The 19,440-nt window shown below is 71.6% G+C and carries 18 protein-coding genes; 10 read left to right on the forward strand and 8 right to left on the reverse strand.

Annotated elements, in window-relative coordinates:
* The first annotated feature begins 227 nt into the window (after nucleotides 1–227).
* The 6 genes from IGS69_RS06010 to IGS69_RS06035 all read left to right on the forward strand — a co-directional run bounded on the left by IGS69_RS06010 (nucleotide 228) and on the right by IGS69_RS06035 (nucleotide 7,234).
* A complete protein-coding gene (locus tag IGS69_RS06010; protein WP_190897532.1) occupies nucleotides 228–992 on the forward strand; it encodes an IclR family transcriptional regulator in 765 nt (254 codons plus the stop codon).
* A 260-nt stretch (nucleotides 993–1,252) separates the two neighbouring features.
* On the forward strand, nucleotides 1,253–2,047 hold the full coding sequence (locus IGS69_RS06015) for an MIP/aquaporin family protein (RefSeq protein ID WP_190897533.1): 795 nt from the start codon (nucleotides 1,253–1,255) through the stop codon (nucleotides 2,045–2,047).
* Between the two features lie 81 nt (nucleotides 2,048–2,128).
* Nucleotides 2,129–3,667 (forward strand): glycerol kinase GlpK, encoded by a 1,539-nt coding sequence (gene glpK / locus IGS69_RS06020; RefSeq protein ID WP_190897534.1) that lies wholly within the window; start codon nucleotides 2,129–2,131, stop codon nucleotides 3,665–3,667.
* A gap of 8 nt (nucleotides 3,668–3,675) precedes the next feature.
* The gene (locus IGS69_RS06025; RefSeq protein WP_190897535.1) at nucleotides 3,676–5,292 is read left to right on the forward strand and encodes a glycerol-3-phosphate dehydrogenase/oxidase; all 1,617 of its coding nucleotides are present in this window, start codon (nucleotides 3,676–3,678) and stop codon (nucleotides 5,290–5,292) included.
* Between the two features lie 128 nt (nucleotides 5,293–5,420).
* Entirely contained in the window at nucleotides 5,421–6,092 is a 672-nt protein-coding gene (locus IGS69_RS06030) for a FadR/GntR family transcriptional regulator (RefSeq protein ID WP_190897536.1), read from the forward strand.
* Nucleotides 6,093–6,250: 158 nt separating this feature from the next.
* Nucleotides 6,251–7,234, forward strand: coding sequence for a PAC2 family protein (locus IGS69_RS06035; protein ID WP_190897538.1), 984 nt, complete (start codon nucleotides 6,251–6,253; stop codon nucleotides 7,232–7,234).
* A gap of 83 nt (nucleotides 7,235–7,317) precedes the next feature.
* On the opposite strand, the gene mshC is transcribed toward IGS69_RS06035, so the two are convergent.
* The 4 genes from mshC to IGS69_RS06055 all read right to left on the reverse strand — a co-directional run bounded on the left by mshC (nucleotide 7,318) and on the right by IGS69_RS06055 (nucleotide 10,789).
* Nucleotides 7,318–8,547: a cysteine--1-D-myo-inosityl 2-amino-2-deoxy-alpha-D-glucopyranoside ligase gene (gene mshC / locus IGS69_RS06040; RefSeq protein ID WP_190897539.1), complete on the reverse strand. Its 1,230-nt coding sequence runs from the start codon at nucleotides 8,545–8,547 to the stop codon at nucleotides 7,318–7,320.
* 95 nt (nucleotides 8,548–8,642) lie between these two features.
* Nucleotides 8,643–9,473, reverse strand: a complete 831-nt coding sequence (locus IGS69_RS06045; protein WP_190897543.1) for an SCO1664 family protein — start codon at nucleotides 9,471–9,473, stop codon at nucleotides 8,643–8,645.
* Complete coding sequence (locus IGS69_RS06050; RefSeq protein WP_031103749.1) at nucleotides 9,437–10,024, reverse strand: DUF3090 domain-containing protein; 588 nt, start codon at nucleotides 10,022–10,024, stop codon at nucleotides 9,437–9,439. The genes IGS69_RS06045 and IGS69_RS06050 overlap by 37 nt, the downstream gene beginning before the upstream one ends.
* 78 nt (nucleotides 10,025–10,102) lie before the next feature.
* Nucleotides 10,103–10,789 carry a histidine phosphatase family protein gene (locus tag IGS69_RS06055; RefSeq protein ID WP_190897544.1) on the reverse strand — a complete coding sequence of 229 codons (687 nt, stop codon included), beginning with the start codon at nucleotides 10,787–10,789 and terminating at the stop codon, nucleotides 10,103–10,105.
* 61 nt (nucleotides 10,790–10,850) lie between these two features.
* Here IGS69_RS06055 and corA point away from each other — a divergent pair, with 61 nt between their 5' ends.
* The gene (gene corA, locus IGS69_RS06060) at nucleotides 10,851–11,846 is read left to right on the forward strand and encodes a magnesium/cobalt transporter CorA (RefSeq protein WP_190897545.1); all 996 of its coding nucleotides are present in this window, start codon (nucleotides 10,851–10,853) and stop codon (nucleotides 11,844–11,846) included.
* Nucleotides 11,847–11,856: 10 nt separating this feature from the next.
* Here corA and IGS69_RS06065 read toward each other — a convergent pair whose 3' ends face one another.
* Together IGS69_RS06065 and IGS69_RS06070 are read right to left on the reverse strand one after the other, a co-directional pair.
* Nucleotides 11,857–12,645, reverse strand: a complete 789-nt coding sequence (locus IGS69_RS06065) for a ferritin-like domain-containing protein (protein ID WP_190897546.1) — start codon at nucleotides 12,643–12,645, stop codon at nucleotides 11,857–11,859.
* A gap of 262 nt (nucleotides 12,646–12,907) precedes the next feature.
* Entirely contained in the window at nucleotides 12,908–13,963 is a 1,056-nt protein-coding gene (locus IGS69_RS06070; RefSeq protein WP_190897547.1) for an LLM class F420-dependent oxidoreductase, read from the reverse strand.
* 177 nt (nucleotides 13,964–14,140) lie between these two features.
* Here IGS69_RS06070 and IGS69_RS06075 point away from each other — a divergent pair, with 177 nt between their 5' ends.
* On the forward strand, nucleotides 14,141–15,127 hold the full coding sequence (locus tag IGS69_RS06075; RefSeq protein WP_190897549.1) for an aldo/keto reductase: 987 nt from the start codon (nucleotides 14,141–14,143) through the stop codon (nucleotides 15,125–15,127).
* Nucleotides 15,124–17,424, forward strand: coding sequence for a helix-hairpin-helix domain-containing protein (locus tag IGS69_RS06080; RefSeq protein WP_190897550.1), 2,301 nt, complete (start codon nucleotides 15,124–15,126; stop codon nucleotides 17,422–17,424). Before IGS69_RS06075 ends, IGS69_RS06080 begins: the two co-directional genes overlap by 4 nt.
* Before the next feature lie 63 nt (nucleotides 17,425–17,487).
* Here the strand turns inward: IGS69_RS06080 and IGS69_RS06085 are convergent, their stop codons facing one another.
* Nucleotides 17,488–18,201: a hypothetical protein gene (locus tag IGS69_RS06085; protein WP_190897551.1), complete on the reverse strand. Its 714-nt coding sequence runs from the start codon at nucleotides 18,199–18,201 to the stop codon at nucleotides 17,488–17,490.
* 47 nt (nucleotides 18,202–18,248) lie between these two features.
* Here IGS69_RS06085 and IGS69_RS06090 point away from each other — a divergent pair, with 47 nt between their 5' ends.
* Nucleotides 18,249–18,437, forward strand: a complete 189-nt coding sequence (locus IGS69_RS06090; protein WP_185009412.1) for a DUF5703 family protein — start codon at nucleotides 18,249–18,251, stop codon at nucleotides 18,435–18,437.
* Nucleotides 18,438–18,518: 81 nt separating this feature from the next.
* Here IGS69_RS06090 and IGS69_RS06095 read toward each other — a convergent pair whose 3' ends face one another.
* Complete coding sequence (locus IGS69_RS06095; protein ID WP_190897552.1) at nucleotides 18,519–19,376, reverse strand: chaplin; 858 nt, start codon at nucleotides 19,374–19,376, stop codon at nucleotides 18,519–18,521.
* Nucleotides 19,377–19,440 lie beyond the last annotated feature (64 nt).

Consider the following 19,440-nt stretch of genomic DNA (forward strand, 5'->3'; position numbering starts at 1 on the left):
CACCGCGCCAGCGTAACCGGCTGTGGGCTTGGATGGGCAGCCGGTCCACGGGGCGGGACGCGCGTGGTGCCGGAGCGGCCGCGGGACGACGGATCGGCCACCGGTGGCGCAAAAATGGCGGCGTGCCATTAGCGAGAGGTCGGCATCGACCGGTAGTGTTCGACATTGCCGAACGAGGGCTGTGGTGCCGCTTGTCGGCGGTCGAAGGGGACGGAGGCAGTACGGCGATGGCACGGAACATCCAGTCGCTCGAGCGGGCGGCCGCGATGCTGCGGCTGCTGGCGGGCGGCGAGCGGCGGCTCGGCCTGTCGGACATCGCCTCGTCGCTGGGCCTGGCCAAGGGCACCGCCCACGGCATCCTGCGCACCCTCCAGCAGGAGGGCTTCGTGGAGCAGGACGACACCTCCGGGCGCTACCAGCTGGGCGCCGAGCTGCTGCGCCTGGGCACCACCTACCTCGATGTGCACGAGTTGCGGGCGCGCGCCCTGGTGTGGACCGACGACCTGGCCCGCTCCAGCGGCGAGAGCGTCTACCTGGGCGTCCTGCACCAGCAGGGCGTGCTGATCGTGCATCACGTCTTCCGGCCCGACGACAGCCGGCAGGTGCTGGAGATCGGCGCCATGCAGCCGCTGCACTCCACGGCCCTGGGCAAGGTGCTGTCCGCCTACGACCCGGTGGCGCACAGCGAGGCGCTGGAGGCCGACCGCAAGGCGTTCACCGACCGGACCGTGTGCGAGCCGGAGGACTTCGAGCACATCCTCGACGTCACCCGCGCGCGCGGGTACGCGGCGGACGTGGAGGAGACCTGGGAGGGCGTGGCCTCCCTCGCCGCCCCCATCCACGACCGGCGGCGCATGCCGGTCGGCGCGGTCGGCATCACCGGCGCCGTGGAACGGCTGTGCCGGGACGGCGAGCTGCGGCCGGAGCTGGTCGCGGCGGTGCGGGACTGCGCCCGCGCGGTCTCGCGGGACCTGGGCGCCGGGCGGTTCTGACAGCACACCAGCGGACCGGGGCGCCGTACGGCGTTCCGGTCCTCGGCATGCCCGCGCTCACCTGCGGCAAAGATCCCTGGGACCGCAGCGATCAGTAACGATCGTATTTTCGACAACACAGCTCTTGACGTGCTCGTAACGCCGAAGCAAGACTCCCGTCCATCGGTCGACATTGTCGAACAGCTACCGGCAATACGCGCTAGAGTGACAACGCCAGGCCGGTATCGAACTTCCCTGGACGTAAGACAAAGGAGTCGCGGGTGTCCAGCTCCGACATCTTCATCGGCGAGACCATCGGTACCGCCATACTCATCCTCCTCGGCGGCGGCGTCTGTGCCGCCGTCACGTTGAAGGCCTCCAAGGCTCGTAACGCCGGCTGGCTCGCCATCACCTTCGGGTGGGGCTTCGCGGTGCTCACGGCCGTCTACACCTCGGCACCGCTCTCCGGCGCCCATCTGAACCCGGCCGTGACGCTGGCCATCGCCATCAAGGACGGCGACTGGAAGAACGTCCCGGTCTACTTCGCCGGACAGCTCCTCGGCGCCATGATCGGTGCCGCTCTGGTCTGGGTCGCTTACTACGGTCAGTTCCACGCCCACCTCACCGACCGCGAGATCGTCGGCGGTCCGGGTGCGCAGGACACCGCGGTCAAGGCCGTCGAGGCCCAGGAGAAGGGCGCCGGCCCCGTGCTGGGCGTCTTCTCCACCGGCCCCGAGGTCCGTGTCGCCTGGCAGAACATCGCCACGGAGGTCATCGGCACCATCGTGCTGGTGCTCGCCGTGCTCACCCAGGGTCTGAACGACAAGGGCAACGGCCTGGGCAACCTGGGCGCCCTGATCACCGCGTTCGTCGTGGTCTCGATCGGTCTGTCCCTCGGCGGCCCGACGGGGTACGCGATCAACCCGGCCCGAGACCTCGGTCCGCGCATCGTGCACGCCCTGCTGCCACTGCCCAACAAGGGCGGCTCCGACTGGGGCTACGCCTGGATCCCCGTGGTGGCTCCGCTGATCGGCGGCGCCATCGCGGCAGGCATCTACAACGTCGCGTTCGCCTAGGAGCAAATCCCCCCTCTGGGGGAAACTTCCAGCACGCGCCGTACGTAAAGCCCCATAAACACGGAATTACCAGGAGACACAGTGACCGACGCGCACACCGCCGGCCCCTTCATCGCCGCCATCGACCAGGGCACCACCTCCAGCCGCTGCATCGTCTTCGACCGGGACGGACGGATCGTCTCCGTCGACCAGAAGGAGCACGAGCAGATCTTCCCGAAGCCGGGCTGGGTCGAGCACAACGCCACCGAGATCTGGACGAACGTCCAGGAGGTCGTCGCCGGGGCCATCGAGAAGGCCGGCATCACCCGCGACGACATCAAGGCCATCGGCATCACCAACCAGCGCGAGACGACCGTGCTGTGGGACAGGACCACCGGTGAGCCCGTCCACAACGCCATCGTCTGGCAGGACACCCGCACCGACGCCCTCTGCCGCGAGCTCGGCCGCAACGTCGGCCAGGACCGCTTCCGCCGCGAGACGGGCCTGCCCCTGGCCTCCTACTTCGCCGGCCCCAAGGCCCGCTGGCTGCTCGACAACGTCGACGGCCTGAAGGAGCGCGCCGAGGCGGGCGACATCCTCTTCGGCACCATGGACACCTGGGTCATCTGGAACCTGACCGGTGGTGTCGACGGCGGCAAGCACGTCACGGACGTCACCAACGCCTCGCGCACGATGCTCATGAACCTGCACACCATGCAGTGGGACGAGAAGATCTGCGAGTCCATCGGCGTCCCGCAGCAGATCCTGCCCGAGATCCGCTCCTCCGCCGAGGTCTACGGCGAGATCACCGGCGGAAAGCTCGGCGACCTGCTCGGCGGCATCCCGGTCGCCTCTGCGCTCGGCGACCAGCAGGCGGCCCTGTTCGGCCAGACCTGTTTCGCCGAGGGCGAGACCAAGTCGACCTACGGCACCGGCACCTTCATGGTGATGAACACCGGTGACAAGATCATCAACTCGTACAGCGGCCTGCTGACGACGGTCGGCTACAAGATCGGCGACCAGAAGACGGTCTACGCCCTGGAGGGCTCGATCGCGGTCACCGGTTCGCTGGTGCAGTGGATGCGCGACCAGATGGGCCTCATCTCCACCGCCGCCGAGATCGAGACCCTCGCCCTGTCGGTCGAGGACAACGGCGGCGCCTACTTCGTGCCGGCCTTCTCCGGCCTGTTCGCCCCGTACTGGCGCTCCGACGCCCGCGGTGTGATCGCCGGCCTGACCCGGTACGTCACCAAGGCGCACCTCGCGCGCGCCGTCCTGGAGGCCACCGCCTGGCAGACGCGGGAGATCGCCGACGCCATGACGAAGGACTCCGGTGTGGAGCTGACCGCCCTCAAGGTCGACGGCGGCATGACCTCCAACAACCTGCTGATGCAGACCCTCGCCGACTTCGTGGACGCCCCCGTGGTGCGCCCGATGGTCGCCGAGACCACCTGCCTCGGCGCCGCCTACGCCGCCGGTCTCGCCGTCGGCTTCTGGAACAGCACCGACGACCTGCGCGCCAACTGGCGCCGGGCCGCCGAGTGGACCCCCCGCATGGACGCGGAAAAGCGCGCCCATGAGTACAAGAACTGGCTCAAGGCCGTCGAGCGGACCATGGGCTGGCTCGAGGACGAGGAGTAAGAAACAGCATGACCACCAAGTCCACCCTGCAGTCCGTGCCTGCCCTGGGGACGCACCCGGCCTCCGGCTCGAACCCGAGCCGAGCCGAGACCAGGGAGCAGCTCTCCAAGGCGTCGTACGACCTTCTCGTGATCGGCGGCGGCATCCTGGGCATCTCCACCGCCTGGCACGCCGCGCAGTCCGGCCTCAGGGTGGCTCTGGTGGACGCCGGCGACTTCGCCGGCGCCACGTCCTCCGCCTCCTCCAAGCTCCTCCACGGCGGCCTGCGCTACCTGCAGACCGGTGCGGTGAAGCTGGTGGCGGAGAACCACTTCGAGCGCCGTGCGGTCTCCCGCCAGGTGGCTCCCCACCTGGCGAACCCGCTCACGTTCTACCTCCCGGTGTACAAGGGCGGGCCGCACGGCGCGGCGAAGCTCGGCGCGGGCGTCTTCGCCTACTCCGCGCTCTCCGCGTTCGGTGACGGCGTCGGGCACCTGCTGTCCCCGGCCAAGGCCGCGCAGGACGTGCCCGAGCTGCGCACCGAGAACCTCAAGGCCGTGGCCGTGTACGGCGACGACCAGATGAACGACGCCCGCATGGCGCTGATGACGGTCCGCGGGGCCGTCGAGGCGGGTGCGGTCGTCCTGAACCACGCCGAGGTGACGGGTCTGCGCTTCACGCAGGGCCGTGTCACCGGCGCCGAGCTGAAGGACCGCCTGTCCGGAGACGAGTTCGGCGTCAGCGCCCGGCTGGTGCTGAACGCGACCGGCCCGTGGGTCGACCACCTGCGCAAGATGGAGGACCCGAACGCGGCGCCGTCCATCCGCCTGTCCAAGGGCGCGCACCTGGTCCTCAAGCGCACCTCCCCCTGGAAGGCCGCGCTGGCCACCCCGATCGACAAGTACCGCATCACCTTCGCCCTCCCCTGGGAGGACATGCTGCTGCTCGGCACCACCGACGAGGTGTTCGAGGGCGACCCGGCGGACGTCTCGGTCACCGAGCAGGACATCACCCAGATCCTCGACGAGGCCGCCTTCTCGGTCCGCGACCAGCAGCTCAGCCGCGACCTCATCACCTACTCCTTCGCCGGTCTGCGGGTGCTGCCGGGCGGTCCCGGCGACACCGCCAAGGCCAAGCGCGAGACGGTGGTGACCGAGGGGCGGGGCGGCATGCTGTCCATCGCGGGCGGCAAGTGGACCACCTTCCGGCACATCGGCCGCACGATCATGAAGAAGCTGGAGGCGCTGCCGGGCCACCCGCTGGGCGACGACTTCGAGCCGGTCAGCGCGCTGCCGAAGAAGCTGCCGCTGCCCGGCATCGCCAACCCGCGCGCGGTCGCCCACCGGCTGCTCACCGACCGCCCGGCGCCCGGCCCGCGCATGGCGGCCGACACGGCCAAGCACCTGGCCACGCACTACGGCTCGCTGGCCTTCGACATCGCCCGTATGGCCAACGAGAGCCCCGAGCTCGCCGAGCGCGTCCACCCCGACGCCCCGGAGATCTGGGCACAGGTCGTCTGGGCCCGGGACCACGAGTGGGCCGAGACGCCGGACGACGTGCTGCGCCGCCGTACGACGCTGACGATCCGCGGCCTCGCCACGGACGACGTCCGCGCCAAGGTGCAGGACCTGCTCGACAAGAAGTAGGCACGGGTACGGGGGATCAGTTGTCCGGAAGGGGCGGCTCCACGCCGACGGAGCCGCCCCTTCCGCGTTCCCGCGCCCGCATAATGACCTGATACGTCGGAGGTCTTGAACGCATTGGGAGGCCGGCCATGGCAGTCACCGACGAGGCGATCGAGAAGATCAAGGGAATGATCGTCTCCGGCGCGCTGCGCCCGGGCGACCGGCTGCCCAAGGAGAGCGAACTCGCCGCCGGCCTCGGCCTGTCCCGCAACTCCCTGCGGGAGGCGGTGCGTGCCCTGTCGCTGATCCGGATCCTGGACGTGCGGCAGGGCGACGGCACGTACGTCACCAGCCTCGACCCGCAACTCCTGCTGGAGGCACTGAGCTTCGTCGTCGACTTCCACCGCGACGACACGGTGCTGGAGTTCCTCGCCGTGCGCCGCATCCTGGAGCCGGCCGCGACCGCGATGGCGGCCGTGCGGATCAGCGAGCAGCAGGTGGACGCGCTGACGGCCCAGCTGGACAAGCTCGGTGAGGCCCCCTCCGTGGAGGATCTGGTCGCCTGCGACCCGGAGTTCCACCGGGGCATCGTGCACAGCTCGGGCAACTCGGTGCTGTGCTCACTGCTCGACGGGCTGTCGGGCCCCACGACCCGGGCCCGGATCTGGCGCGGCCTCAGTCAGGAGGACGCGGTCGCCCGCACCCTGCGCGAGCACCGGGCGATCCTCGCCGCCCTGCGCGACCGGGACGCCGAGGCGGCCCGCTCGTGGGCGACCGTGCACATCGCGAGTGTGGAGCAGTGGCTGCGCTCCACGCTGTGACCAGGGCCTCACCGACCGCTCGGATGAATCCGGGGTGTTCAGGGGCGGATCGCGGGGCAGTGATGGGGGCACTCCCCCTGCAAGGGGGCTGCGGGCGCCCCCGCGGCACGCCGTAAGGTTGGGTGGTCAAGCGAGGGCACGTCGGAAGGAGGCGCTGGGTGATCGAGCTCGAGGGGGTTCCCGAGCTGGTCGACCCGGTCATGGTGGCCGCGTTCGAGGGCTGGAACGACGCCGGCGACGCCGCCTCCACCGCGGTCGCGCATCTGGACAGGGAGTGGAAGGGCGAGGTCTTCGCGGCGCTGGACGCCGAGGACTACTACGACTTCCAGGTGAACCGCCCCACGGTGTTCATGGAAGCGGGCGTCCGCAAGATCACCTGGCCCACGACCAGGCTGTCGGTGGTCCGGGTGGGCGGCGAGAAGCCGCGCGACCTCGTCCTCGTCAGGGGCATCGAACCGTCCATGAGGTGGCGGTCGTTCTGCAATGAACTGCTGGGCTTCGCGCACGAACTGGGCGTGGAACTGGTGGTCGTCCTGGGCGCCCTGCTCGGTGACACCCCGCACACCCGTCCGGTCCCGATCAGCGGCACCACGTCCGACCCGGACCTGGCCCGCCGCATGGATCTGGAGGAGACCAAGTACGAGGGCCCCACGGGCATCGTCGGAGTCCTCCAGGAGGCGTGCACGCACGCGGGCGTCCCGGCCGTGTCGCTCTGGGCGGCGGTGCCGCACTACGTGTCCCAGCCGCCGAACCCGAAGGCCACGCTGGCCCTGCTGAACCGCCTTGAGGACCTGATCGACGTGCGCATCCCGCTGGGCGAGCTGCCCGAGGACGCGCGCGCCTGGCAGGTCGGCGTGGACCAGCTGGCCGCCGAGGACAGCGAGGTCGCCGAGTACGTCCAGTCGCTGGAGGAGGCCCGGGACACCGCGGAGTTGCCGGAGGCGTCCGGCGAGGCCATCGCCCGGGAGTTCGAGCGCTACCTGCGGCGCCATGACGGCGGCGGACCGCCCGGGCCCGGCGGTCACGCCACGGCGGACGGCAGCGACAGCACCTCGTACCTGCGGGACAACCCCGGCGGCCGCACCCGCCCGCCCAAGCCGCCGAAGCCGGGCACGGACGACGACGAGTCGTCGGACGACTGAGGGCACGGCAAGGGCACGGCACCGACACGCCAAGGGGCGTCTCCCGTTCGGGAGACGCCCCTTGGCGTGCTTCGAGGCCCCGGCTACAGCGCCACACCCAGCAGCGCGTCCACCGCCCGGGAGACCACCCCGGGCGCGCCGATGTCCGTACCGCCGCTCTGCTCCTGGAGCTCGACCCAGCGGTCGACCGCGGTGAGCGCGGCCGGTGCGTCCAGATCGTTCGCGAGGGCCTCGCGGATCTCGTCGACGAGCGCCTCCGCCGACGGCCCGTCGGGCCGGGACACGGCCGCCCGCCAGCGGCCGAGCCGCTCGACGGCGTCCTCAAGCACCTGCTCGGTGTACTCCCAGTCGGAGCGGTAGTGGTGGGCGAGCAGCGCGAGCCGGATGGCGGCCGGGTCGACGCCGTCGTGCCGGAGCTTGGAGACGAAGACCAGGTTGCCCTTGGACTTGGACATCTTCTCGCCGTCCAGGGCGACCATGCCGGCGTGCACGTACGCCTTGGCCATGGGGAACTCGCCGGTGAGGGCCTGGGCGTGCGAGGCGCCCATCTCGTGGTGCGGGAAGGCGAGGTCGGAGCCGCCGCCCTGGATGTCGAAGCCCATGCCGAGGTGGTCGAGGGCGATGGCCACACACTCGATGTGCCAGCCGGGCCGTCCCCGCCCGAGCGATCCGCCGTCCCAGCTGGGCTCGCCCTCGCGGGCGGCCATCCAGAGCATCGGGTCGAGCGGGTTCTTCTTGCCCGGCCGGTCCGGGTCGCCGCCGCGCTCGGCGGACAGCAGCCGCATCGCCGCGGCGTCGAGATTGGAGACCTTGCCGAAGTGCGGGTCGGACTCGACGGAGAAGTAGACGTCCCCCTCCAGTTCGTAGGCCGCGCCGGCGTCCCGGAGCCGCTCGACCAGCGGGACGATCCCGGGTATGGCCTCGACGGCGCCTATGTACTGCCGCGGCGGCAGCATCCGCAGGGCCGTCATGTCCTCACGGAAGAGGGCCGTCTCCTTCTCGGCGAGCGCGACCCAGTCGACGCCGTCACGCTGCGCCCGCTCCAGGAGCGGATCGTCGACGTCGGTGACGTTCTGGACGTAGTGAACCTGCCGCTTGGTGTCGAGCCACACGCGCTGCACGAGGTCGAACGCGTTGTAGGTCGCCGCGTGTCCCAGGTGTGTGGCGTCGTACGGGGTGATGCCACAGACGTAGATACGGGCGACGGGACCGGGGTCGAGGGTGACGAGGCCGCCGGTCGCGGTGTCGTGGATCCTCAGGTCGCGGCCCTGACCAGGCAGGGCGGGGACCTCGGAAGCGGGCCAGGCATGCATGCCATGAGCCTAACCGGACTGAAGTTCCATATACGAATGGGAGCGGGCCACACGGCCGAGAAGGCGCTCTTGCGGTGTTCCCACTGGCTGTGCTGCTACACGGGTGGCCAGGGAATCGCAGGCCATTCCCCGCTCGGCTCCGGGTGGGTCCCCGAGGCGAGCAGGGTGCCGACCCGCGCGCGGGTTGCGTCGATCTCGGCTCCGGTGATCAGCGGTTCGAGCCGCACGGCGAGCGGGCCGCCCTCGGCCAGGCCCTTCCTGAGGCCTTCGAGGACCTCGACGGCCTCCTCGGTGAGGGCCGCCCCCGCCCAGCCCCACAGCAGGGTCCGCAGCTTGTTCTCGGCGTTGAAGGTGACCCCGTGGTCGATGCCGTAGAGCCGTCCGTCACCGGTGGGCAGCAGGTGGCCGCCCTTGCGGTCGGCGTTGTTGATGACCGCGTCGAGGACCGCGAGCCGCCGCAGCCTTTCGTCGTCGGCGTGCACGAGCAGCGCGGTGCGTCCCTCGCCGACCTCGGCGAAGCCGATCGCCTTCCAGCCCGGCTCGGGCTCCTCGCCGTCGACCAGGGCGAGCAGCTCCGCCCCGGGCGTCACCTCGACCCACAGCTGGCACATGCCCTCGCCGTAGGGACCCTCGCGCAGCACGGTGGGCGGCACCAGGCCCCAGCCGGTGGCCTCGGAGACCTCGTACGCCGCGACCTCGCGCTGGGCCAGCGTCCCGTCGGGGAAGTCCCACAGGGGCCGCTCCCCCGCGACCGGCTTGTAGATGCAGGCCGCGTCCTCGCCGTCGTACGACACCGTGCAGTACAGGGCCGCGTTGGAGGCTTCACGGATGCGTCCGCGGACGGTCAAGTCGCCGCGGGCGAGCAGCCCGGCGGCGTCCGGTGGAGGCGTCACGCTCCGCGGCGGTATCCGTTCTGGCGCGGACATACGTGTCCTTCCGGGTCGAGCGGGAGGCTGCACAGCGGGCACGGCGGCCGCCCGGCGTTGACGACGTCGAGGGCGCGCTTGGCGAAGGCCCTGGCCTGCGTGCCGGTGAGCCGGACCCGCAGCATCGGCGGCCCGTTCTCCTCGTCCTGGAGCAGCCGCTCCTCGGCCTCGGCGAGGTCCTCCTCGGATTCCGCGTCGAGCTCCACGAGCGCCTGCGCCTCGACGATCATGAGCTGCTCGTCGCCGTCCCAGGCGAGCGCCATGGTGCCGACCCGGAACTCCTCCTCGATGGGGGTGTCCAGCGGGGCGGTGTCGGTGTCCGAGGGTGCGACGGCGGGGACGTGGGCGCTGCCGCCGCTACGGCGTACGACCTCGTCGAGCAGCTCGTCCATGCGTTCGGCGAGCGCTGCGACCTGCGTCTTCTCCAGCGCCACGCTGGTCACCCGGGAACCTGCGGTGGCCTGGAGGAAGAACGAACGGCGCCCGGGCAGTCCGACCGTACCGGCCACGAAACGCTCCGGATGGTCGTAGAGGAACACCTGACGGGACACGTCCTGTCTCCATTGAAATCGTGGGAACCGTGTGACCACGGCACTGCTGCGACCGCTTCACCCTACTGCGGCGAACGATCACGGTGCGCCCGCACCGCCCCCGACTTCGGCCTCGCCGCCCGGCGGTTCCTCGCGCGGCGCCAGGGACCTGAAGTCACCCGTGTCACCGAGGCGGACAAGAAACGGCCGCAGGCGTGTGTAGCGGATCGCGGTGATGGAACACGGTTCCACGGAAAGCCGCTGGAAGAGGTCCAAGTGAAGTCCGAGTGCGTCGGCGACGAGCGACTTGATGATGTCGCCGTGCGAGCACATGAGGTAGACGGCGTCGGCGCCGTGGTCGCGCTCCACGCGTGCGTTCCACTCGCGTACGGCCTCGGCGGCGCGCGACTGCATGGCCCGCATGGACTCCCCGCCGGGGAAGGCCGCCGCGGACGGATGGGCCTGCACCACCTCCATGAGGGGCTCGTCCTTGAGCTCGGCGAGCTTGCGTCCGGACCAGTCGCCGTAGTGGCACTCTCCGATGCGCTCGTCGGTGTGCGGGCTCAGGTCCGGCCGGGCCTCCAGCAGCGGCCGGAGCGTTTCCTGGCAGCGCTGGAGCGGGCTGGTGACGATTTCGGCGAGGGGCAGTTCGGCGAGCCGCCCGGGGAGCGCGGCGGCCTGGGCGGCGCCGCGCTCGTCGAGGGCGACGCCGGGTGTCCAGCCGGCGAGCAGTCCCTCGGTGTTGGCGGTGGAGCGTCCGTGCCTGACCAGGATGAGCGTGGGCATGCGCTCCAGCGTAGGCGCACGCACGTGTGTGGTGTCGTTCGAGTGACGGGAGACTCGCTTCGTGATCGTCGACTGTGCCATCTACCGCGACGGACAGCGGGCGGAAGGGCCCGAGGATCTCTCCGACGCCCTGGGTGAGGCCCGCGCGGAGGGCGGGTTCGTGTGGATCGGGCTGCACGAGCCGACGGAGGCCGAGTTCGACCATGTGTCCCGGGAGTTCGGGCTGCACCCGCTGGCCGTCGAGGACGCCCTCAAGGCCCACCAGCGGCCCAAGCTGGAGGTGTACGACGACTCGCTCTTCGTGGTGCTCAAGCCGGTGGAGTACGAGCAGCGGAGCGACACCGTCTCCTCCGGCGAGATCATGATCTTCCTGGGTGAAGGGTTCGTGGTGACCGTCCGGCACGGCGAGGGCGCCCCGCTCAAGGCCGTACGGGACCGGCTGGAGCAGGAGCCGGAGCTGCTCGGCAAGGGCCCGACGGCCGTGCTGTACGCGGTCGCCGACGCCACCGTCGACCACTACCTGGACGTGGCGACCGAGTTGCAGACCGACCTGGAGGGTCTGGAGGCGGAGGTCTTCTCGCCGGACGGCGGGGGCTCACGGAACACGGCGTCCCGGATCTACGACTTCAAGCGGCAGGTCCTGGAGTTCCGCCGGGCGACCGGGCCGCTGGCCCCGCCGATGAGCCGGCTGGCGGGCACGGCGTCGACCGGCGTGACCGTGCCGTTCGTGGACGACCGGGCCCGGCCGTTCTTCCGCGACGTCAGCGACCACCTGACGCGCGTGAACGAGTCCGTGGAGAACCTGGACCGGCTGGTGTCGGACATCCTCTCGGCGCATCTGGCGCAGATGAGCGTCCGGCAGAACGACGACATGCGGAAGATCTCCGCGTGGGCGGCCATGGCCGCGATCCCCACGATGCTCGCGGGGATCTACGGCATGAACTTCGAGCACATGCCCGAGCTGCGCTGGGTCTGGTCCTATCCGGCCCTGATCGCCCTGATGGCCGTCCTGGAGATCATGGTCTTCCGGATGTTCAAGCGCCGGGGCTGGTTGTAGCCGGGCCGGCTCAGGCGAACTCGGGCTCCGGGCTCGCGGGTCCGCCGAGGGCGTTGCGGCGCTCGGGCGTCGTCAGCGACACCATCCGGCGCCAGCCGCCCAGGCGTTCGTAGGCGTACACCGCGTGGATGCCCGCCGCGAGCACCGCCGACTTGGCCCTGGACCAGCCGAGGACGCGGCCCATGTGCGCCATGACGGCGAGGCTCACGTCGCGGTAGATGCGGATCTCGGCCAGCGCGCACTCGCGCAGGGTGCGCTGGATGACCCGGCCGTGGCCCGCGTAGGCGAAGCGCAGCAGTTCCTCGTGGCAGTAGGCGAGGTGGTTGTCCTCGTCGTTCGAGATCTGCTTGACCGCGCGGCCGATGTCGGGGTGGTCGGCGAAGTGCCTGCGGAGCAGGTCCATCTGCTCGGACGCGCGCTGCTCGGTGACCCTGCTGTGGGAGAGGTAGGTGACGATGTTCTGGACCGTGAGCCGCTCGTCGCGGTTCAGCTGCTCGTGCGCGAGGCCGATGCCGTTCTTCTCCAGGAGCATGGTGTAGTCGGTCTCCGGCGGGACCGGGACGGGGTCGAGGCCGCGCTTCTTCATCAGGGCGTTGAAGATCCGGCCGTGCTTGTCCTCGTCGGCGCCGTGCCGGCTGATCTTGGGGGCGAGGTCGCGCTCGGCCTCGGGCACGAGCGCGGCGATCCGGGCGTTCTCCCAGCCGCCCTGGGACTCGCCGCTCGCGGCGATCGAGCAGAACAGGGCGAAGGACTCGTCGTTGTCGAGGATCTCCTGGAACAGACTCTTGGCCGAAAGCATCGTGGGCACCTCTCCCGCGCGCGTGGGTGTACCGCGGCTTTCCCGCAGGTTCCGCGAACAACGAGTCAAGTGCGGGGCGGGGGGTGCTGCAACAGGTGTGAGGGACAACTCCGCCGAATGGAGGACGCGGGGGGAGGCGTGCCGGGCCGGGTGAGTGCCGCCGTCCCGTAACCGCAAGGGGCCTTGACCGTTGTTGTGTGTAACGGCCGTGGCGGGGAAGACCCCCGAGCCCCCACCACGGCCGCTGAAACTCCCGGCCGGTTCAGGCGAGCCCGGCGCGCTCCAGGGCCTCCGTCCCGGCCCGCAGGGACGCGAGCCGCTCGTCGAGCGTGAAGCCCGCCGGCGCGAGGGACAGGGTGGTGACCCCGGCGGCGGCGTAGGCCTTCATCCGGTCGGCGATCCGGTCCACGGAACCGAGCAGGGTCGTCTTGTCGATCAGGTCGTGCGGGACGGCGGCCGCGGCGCCCTGCTTGTCACCGGAGAGGTACTTGCTCTGGATCTCGGCGGCTTCCTGCTCGTAGCCCATGCGCCGGGCGAGCTGGTTGTAGAAGTTCTGCTTGGGGCTGCCCATGCCGCCGACGTACAGCGCGGTGTACGGGCGGAAGGTGTCGGCGAGCGTGGCGACGTCCTTGTCCTCGCCGACGGCGAGCGGCAGGGTCGGGCAGACGTCGAACCCGTCGAGGGTCTTGCCGGCCTTCTCGCGCCCGGCCCGCAGGTACGAGATCGTCGTGTCCTCGAGGTGCTCGGCGGAGGGGAAGATCAGCAGGGCGCCGTCGGCGATCTCACCGGTCTGCTCGAGGTTCTTCGGGCCGATCGCGGCGATGTACAGGGGGATGTGCTCGCGCTGCGGGTGCACGGTCAGCTTGATCGGCTTGCCGGGGCCGCCGGGCAGCGGCAGGGTCCAGTGCTGCCCCTCGTAGGACAGCCGCTCGCGGGTCATGGCCTTGCGGACGATCTCGACGTACTCGCGGGTGCGGGCGAGCGGCTTGTCGAACTTGACGCCGTACCAGCCCTCGGAGACCTGCGGGCCGGAGACGCCGAGGCCGAGGCGGAAGCGGCCGCCGGAGAGGGAGTCGAGGGTGGCGGCGGTCATGGCCGTCATCGCGGGCTGGCGGGCCGGGATCTGGAAGATGGCGGAGCCGACGTCGATGCGCTCGGTCTGGGCGGCGACCCAGCTCAGCACGGTGGCGGCGTCGGAGCCATAGGCCTCGGCGGCCCAGCAGACGGAGTATCCGAGCCGGTCGGCCTCCTGGGCGACGGCCAGGTTGTCCGCGTCCATTCCGGCACCCCAGTAGCCGAGGTTGATACCGAGCTGCATGCCGCATCCCCTTACTGATCAGTAACGTGCCTTGTGCGGGCACCTTAGCGCGGGGGCCGGGGCGAGGTACACGGCCACAGCCTCCCGGTCGTGCCGTCCCGCCCCCGTCCCCGTCCCCGGAAATCCGTGGTCCGCAGCCACCCACACCGTAGGTTCTGGCCAGTAATCTCGGCGTTCATGGAGCAGAGGCATCTCGGCCGCACCGGCCTTCGTGTGTCCCGGATCGGACTCGGCACCCTGACCTGGGGGCGGGACACCGACGAGCATGACGCCGCGGACCTCATGAAGACGTTCTGGGAAGCGGGCGGGACCCTCGTCGACACCGCGGACGTGTACGGCGACGGTGGGGCCGAGTACCTGCTCGGCAGGCTCATGGACGGCCTGGTGCCGCGCCGTGACCTGGTCATCTCGACCAAGGCCGGCAGTGTGCCGGACCCGGACCGCCGCTTCGACTGCTCCCGCGGCCATCTGCTCGCGGCGCTGGACGGCTCGCTGGCGCGGCTCGGCACCGACTACGTCGACCTGTGGCATGTGCACGCGTACGACCCGGACACCCCGCTGGAGGAGACCCTCCAGGCCCTCGACCTGGCGGTCTCCAGCGGGCGTGCCCGCTACGCCGCCGTCTCCAACTTCTGCGGCTGGCAGCTGGCCAGGGCCGCGACCTGGCAGCTCGCGGCTCCCGGCACCCGGACCCGGGTGGCCGGTACGCAGCTGGAGTACTCCCTGCTCCAGCGCGGTGTCGAGCGTGAGGTGCTGCCGGCCGCGCTGGAGCTGGGCATAGGCCTGCTGCCGTCCTCGCCGCTCGGGCGCGGGGTGCTGACGGGCAAGTACCGGGGCGACACGATGCCGCCGGACTCACGTGGTGCGTCGGAGCATCTCGCGCCCTTCGTCGCGCCGTACCTCGACGACACGGCGAGCCGCATCGTGGACGCCGTGGCGACCGCGGCCGACGGGCTCGCGGTGACGCCGCTCCACGTCGCCCTGGCGTGGGTGCGCGACCGGCCGGGCGTGACCGCCCCGATCGTCGGCGCGCGCAACGCGCTGCAGCTCACGGCGGCATTGTCAGTGGAGACCCTTAGTCTTCCTGACGAGATCTGCCGGGCGCTCGACGATGTGTCGGCGCCCGTGCACCGCTATCCCGATCACGACTGGAGCACGCTGTGAGCACGGAGCCCGAGACCACGGAGGACACCGAGCCGGGGACGCCGGGCACCGGGCAGGTACCCGACACCGCGGGCGAAGGCACGGGAGCCGGTCGGACCTCCGGGACGGAGGGCGCCGGGGAGGAGCCCGAGGCGGAGGGCACCGGACAGGGGGCCGAGGCGGAGACCGCCGACGCGGACGCGGGGCAGGTGTCCGAAGCCGAGGGTGCTGAAGCGCGTGACGGGCAGGTGTCCGAAGCCGAGGCCGAGTTGCGGGCCCAGCAGGCCGAGCGGGAGCGCATCGAGCAGCGCAAGGCCCAGAAGAAGGCGCCGATCGAGAGCGGCACCAAGCTGAGCGGCACGGCCGCCGACCTGCTCGCGGCCGTTCGGGCCGTCGAGAGCGGTGAGAAGCCGGTGGCCGCGGTGTTCGAGGAGTCCCGGCCGGCCCCCAGGCGCCCCGCCCCCGAGCCGGAGCGGCGGTCGCAGCCGGTGGCGCCCCAGCCCGTCGCGGCGTCGGCGGCTCCCGCGCCGGAGGCAGTTCAGGCCGTGCGGCAGGTGCTCGCCGAGGGCGGCGCCCCGGAGGTGCTCGCACCGCAGGTCGCCGCGGTCCTCGGCGAGGGTGCGGACGAGCGGTTGCGCGCCGACCCCTGGCAGTTGCTGCGGACCCCGGGTGTGCGGCCCGAGCAGGCGGACGGATTCGCGCGTGCCCTGCTCGGCGCCGCGTGCGGACCGGACGACGAGCGGCGCGGCCGGGCCGTCACCGGCTGGCTCCTGGAGCAGGCGGCGCTCGCCGGGCACACCGCCCTGGAGATGCCGGCGCTCCTCGCGGCCCTGGCCCAGCGCGGCGTTCCGGAGCCCGAGAGCGCCGTTCAGGACGCGATCGCGGAGGGAGAGGCCCTGGTCTTCCAGGACGCCCTGGAGGACGAGGCCGGAGCACCGGCCCGGACGGCCGCGGAAGGAGACGAGGAGGACGTGGAGCGTCCGGTCCGTGTCCTGGTCGGCCTCGAGCGGTACGCGCTGGCGGAGGAGAGTCTGGCCGACGGCCTGGGCCGGCTGGTCAACTCGGTGCCCAAGCAGGACGGTTCGGCCGAGGACTGGGAGCGGGCGGCCGCCGCGGCCCGGGGATCGGCGGCGGAGCTGATCCGCGCGGTGGCCGGCCAGGGCCTGGTGCTGCACACCGGCGGGGAGGCCTCCCTGGCCGAGCCCGCGGCACTGCTGAACGCCGCGAGGGCCCTCGGACTGCGAGCCTGGGCGGCCGCTCACGGCCCGATCGGCCGCAGCCGTTTCGCGGCCCTGCTCCGGCGGTCCGGCCAGGCGGCGGACGCCCCCGAGCGGGACGCCGGGACCCCGGCCGCACCGGGCGACTCCCCCGTCACCACCGTCTCCGGTCTGCTCTCCGGCGCCGAAGGCCCCGGCCGGGACGCGGACGGGGCCCTCGATCTCGATCTGCTCGTCGTGCTCGACGCACCGCAGCTGGATGTCGAGACGGCGGCTCTGCTGACGGAGTCGCTGCCGGACGGGGCGCGGCTGGTGCTGGCCGGGGATCCGGCGGTGCTGTGGTCCGTGGGGCCGGGGCGGGTGTTCGCGGATCTGCTCGCGGCGCGGATCTGCCCCCAGGTGGCCTCGCGGCGCCCGGATCCGGGGCCGCTGGGCGAACTGGTCTCGGGTATCGGCATCGGTGAGCTGAACCAGGTCGAGGCCCCCGGCAAGGAGGTCGTGATCGTGCCGGTGCGGGACGCGGGCGAGGCCGTGCACCGGACGGTGCAGCTCGTCGCGGACTCGGTGCCCCGGGCGATCGGTGTACCGGCCGAGGAGACCCAGGTGATCACGCCGGGGCACGGCGGCGCCGTCGGGACGCGTGCGCTCAACGCGGCCCTGAAGGAGCGGCTCAATCCGGGCCCGGGCCGCTTCGGCGGCTTCGACCCCGGTGACCGCATCGTCCACTCCCCCGCCCCGGGGCGTGCGCTGCCGGGCCGGGTGGTGACGGCGGACGCGGAGGGACTGCATCTGTCGTGCGAGGGCGAGACCGTCGTCGTGCCGAAGGAGCGGGTGGAGCAGTCGGTGCGGCACGGGTGGGCGCTGACCGCGCACCAGGCCGTGGGAAGCCGGTGGCCGGCGGTGGTCGTGGTGCTGCCCGGCGATGCGGCGCAAACGCTCAGCAGGCCGTGGGTGTACACGGCGTTCGGGCGGGCCGACCGGCATCTGTCCGTGGTCCACGGGGTGGAGCAGGCTCTGCCCCGGGCGGTGGCCGAGGTCCCGGCGAAGCCGCGGACGACCCGGCTTCCGGTGCTGCTCGCGCCGCAGATCAGCGGCACGTGACGGGGGTGGTGGTCAGGGGCCCGGGCCCCTGACCACCACCCCCGTGGTCGCCGTCGTGCACGCTCAGCGGCGGTCCGCGTCCAGCGGTTCCAGGTCCTCGTCCTCGTCCAGGTCGCCGTCGAGTTCGTCCTCGAGATCGTCGCCGTCCTCGTCGTCTACGTCGTCGACTTCGTCGATCTCGTCGTCGAAGACCGCGCTGACGTCGAAGCGGCAGACCACCTGCTGCGGATCGACCTGCTCGAACGGCGCCTCCAGCCACTCGCCGGGCTCGGCCGGTTCGTCCGCGGCCGTCACCCACAGCGTGGAGTCGCCCTCCACCAGCCCGAACTCCTTGTGCCGGGAGGCGATCTCGTCGGGCTCGAACTCGCCGAACAGCAGTCCCAGCGCGCCGTGCACGGTCCCGGAGGCCGAAGCGCCGTCATCGCCCTCCGCCGCCTCGATCCGCTCGGCCTGCGCCAGCAGACGCTGCGGTTCGGCGACGGCGTAGTCACGACGGATCAGCACACTCAGCGCGTTCGGTTCCTCGGGGCCCGTGTACGGGGGCAGCGCGTCCTCCGCACCGGGGATCTCGAAAGGGGTGACCTCGTCGTAGCGGTCGTAGAGCAGTTCGTCGTACACCTCTGCGGCCGCGGCCAGCTGGTTGAACGCCTCGAACACGGCCGGGTCGTCCTCCCCCGACCTGCGTTCGACCGCGGCCAGGTGGCGGTCGAGCGCGGTCTTGACCGCCTCGGCGGCGGCGCGTACCTCGGCAGCGGTGGGCTGCGCAGCATCAGACATAGTGCAGACGCTATCCGTACCGGGCCCCAGCCCGCACAATAGATGCGATGCCGGAATACGAATTTGTCGACGTGTACGTCCCCCGCGGGGTCTCCCGCAACGAGACGGCACGTCTGCTGACGGACCACGCGGAGTACGGACACTGGGAGTTGCACCGTCTGACCCTGCTGCGCGACGGCAGCCGCAAGGTGCGGTTGCGCCGGCGGATCATCCGCCAGGTGCGTGCCACGTGGTGAGCGGGGACGGGGCACCGGGAGAACACACATGACGGAGCGGGCCCCGCGGCAGCGGGGCCCGCTCCGTGTGCGGGGGGGGTGTCAGGCCGAGGCGCGTGCCTTGCGGTAGAGGATCGCGCCCGCGAGCAGCGCGCCCGCGCCGGCCGGCAGGGCCAGGCCGAGCGGCAGATCGCTGCCGGTGCTGGCGAGCTGGGCGTCGCCGTCGGGCTGCGTGACGAACTGGCCGCCCGGCTTGTTGCCGTGCGAGGCGCCGCCCGGGGTCTCGCCGCCGGTGGAGGGCGGGGTGCCCGGGGTGCCGGGACCGCCCGGCTCACCGGGGTTGCCGGGGTCGCCCGGGTTTCCGGGGGTGCCGGGATCGCCCGGGTTACCGGGGTTGCCGGGGTTCCCTGGCTGGCCCGGGTTACCGGGGTTGCCCGGGTCGCCCGGCTGGCCCGGGGTCTCGTGGCCGCCGCCCGGCGGGGTGCCGTGCCGGCCGCCGTCGTTGGAGCAGTCGTTGCCCGTGCTGGGGTTGCCGATGCCGATGACGTCGACACTGTTGCCGCAGACGTTCACCGGCACGTGGACCGGAGCCTGGACGTGGTTGCCCGAGCCGACGCCGGGCGAGTCGGTGGCGTGCCCACCCGCGTGGGAGCCGCCGTTACCGCCGTTACCACCATGACCGCCGTGTTCGCCGTATCCCCCCGACGACGATCCACCGCTCTTGTTGGCGCACGAGTTGCCCACCGACGGATTGAGCACACCGACGACGTTGACCGTGTTCCCGCACACGTTGACCGGCGCGTACACCGGCGCCTGCACCGAGTTTCCGGACAGTACGCCGGGCGAGCCCGACGCCGAACCCTGGGCGCCCGAGTCGGCGTGAGCGGAGCCGCCCGCGGCGGCGATCACGCCGGTCGCGGCCGCCACGGTCATCAGACCCTTGCGGGTAGCCTGTCGCATTTGCTGAATACCTGCCTTCGACCCTGTCTCGAATTCTTCTCGAATTCCTCGAAAGAAGCGTTCG

This window comes from Streptomyces tuirus (assembly GCF_014701095.1).
Taxonomy (GTDB): Bacteria; Actinomycetota; Actinomycetes; order Streptomycetales; family Streptomycetaceae; genus Streptomyces; species Streptomyces tuirus.